Here is a 1587-nt window from a genome sequence, read left to right on the forward strand (position 1 = left end):
GCCAGTGTCTGCCCCACGGCCCTTTGCACCTCGTGCGCCAATACCTGTCGCGCCAACCCCCGCCGCGTGCACGGGGGCGGCCTTGCTGGCGCACATTGCCGCGTTGGCCAACGAAGGCAAAAGCAGCGACGCCCGCCAGGCTTGCGAGCAGTTTTTGCAACAGCATGGACCGCACGCTCAGGTGTTCTACTGGCTGGGCCTGCTCAGCGATGTTGAAGATCAAGCGGCGCAGGCGCAGAGTTTCTATCGCAAGGCGCTGTACCTGGAACCCCAGCATTCAGAAGCGCTGGCGCACCTGGCCGCTCTCTTGGCTGCCCAAGGTGACGCAGCAGGCGCCCAGCGCTTGCAGGAGCGCGCTGCCCGTCATGAACGTTCGGTTCACAGTGAGCGCAAACAATGAGAGGTTTATTCGCCCAAGGCTTGATCCATGACGAAGCCCAGACCATTGATGACTGCTGGAACCGCATCGGCATCTTTGGCGACAAGTCTTGCCCGAAGTTGCCGGAGCATATCCATTGCCGCAATTGCGCGGTGTATTCCGCTGCCGCCACGCGCTTGCTGGATCGCTACTCGTTTGAGCAAGAGCCTGATGAACACAACGCCCAGCCAATGGCTGAGCAAAAAGTTGCCACACGTTCGCTGGTGGTGTTCCGTCTGGGCGGTGAATGGCTGGGCCTGAACACGGTGTGCCTCGACGAAGTGGCGCGCATGCAAGCCATTCACTCGTTGCCGCACCAGCGTTCGCGGGCCCTGCAAGGGGTGGCCAACGTGCGCGGTGCGCTGGTGCCGTGTTTGTCGCTGGTTGACCTGTTGGGGCTGGACCCTACGGTGACCATTACCCCTTCGCAGCGGGTGATGCCGCGCATGCTGATCGTGGCCGCCCATGGTGGCCCGGTAGTGTTGCCGGTGGATGAAGTCGACGGTGTCCACAACATTGAAGAACGCGCTTTGAACGCCGCCTCGCTGTCGGGCGAGCATGCCAGCGCGAAATACACCCGGGGTGTGCTGGCCTGGAAAAACCGCAGCCTGCGCTGGCTGGATGAAGAACAACTGCTTGGCGCAATTACCCGGAGCCTGACATGACCCCCGAGCAAATGCGCGACGCGTCGCTGCTTGAACTGTTCAGCCTGGAGGCTGAGGCCCAGACGCAGGTGCTGAATGAGGGGTTGCTGGCGCTTGAGCGCAACCCGACCCAGGCCGACCAGCTGGAAGCCTGCATGCGCGCCGCCCACTCGCTCAAGGGCGCAGCGCGAATTGTCGGCGTGGATGCGGGCGTCAGCGTGGCCCACGTGATGGAAGACTGCCTGGTCAGCGCGCAAGAAGGCCGTTTGCGCCTGCATCCCGAACACATTGATGCCTTGCTGCAGGGCACTGACTTGTTGATGCGCATTGCCACGCCGGGCAGTGACAACGTCGGCCCGGCCGATATCGACGCGTATGTCGCGCACCTCAACGAACTGCTGGAACCTTCCGGGCGGGTGGCGCCACGGGCCGCGCCTGTGGAATTCGACGTCTCGCAACTGTTGCTGGCCCCCGAGCCTCTGCCTGAGCCCGAGCCGCTGCTACAGCCAGAGCCGGTGGCCCCAG

Annotated in this window: 3 protein-coding genes; all 3 read left to right on the forward strand. The window is 63.5% G+C overall.

The window, feature by feature from the left end; translation table 11 throughout:
- Positions 1-400 (forward strand): tetratricopeptide repeat protein (locus GHO25_RS25540; protein ID WP_372240980.1); only part of this gene is annotated, 400 nt, incomplete at its 5' end.
- A complete protein-coding gene (locus GHO25_RS25545; protein WP_153351517.1) occupies positions 397-1083 on the forward strand; it encodes a chemotaxis protein CheW in 687 nt (228 codons plus the stop codon). The genes GHO25_RS25540 and GHO25_RS25545, both read left to right, overlap by 4 nt.
- Positions 1080-1587, forward strand: a 508-nt coding sequence (locus GHO25_RS25550; protein WP_256677337.1) for an Hpt domain-containing protein, incomplete at its 3' end; no start/stop codon positions are given. The genes GHO25_RS25545 and GHO25_RS25550, both read left to right, overlap by 4 nt.

The sequence above is a fragment of the Pseudomonas sp. FSL R10-1350 genome, assembly GCF_009600525.1.
GTDB lineage: Bacteria > Pseudomonadota > Gammaproteobacteria > Pseudomonadales > Pseudomonadaceae > Aquipseudomonas > Aquipseudomonas helleri.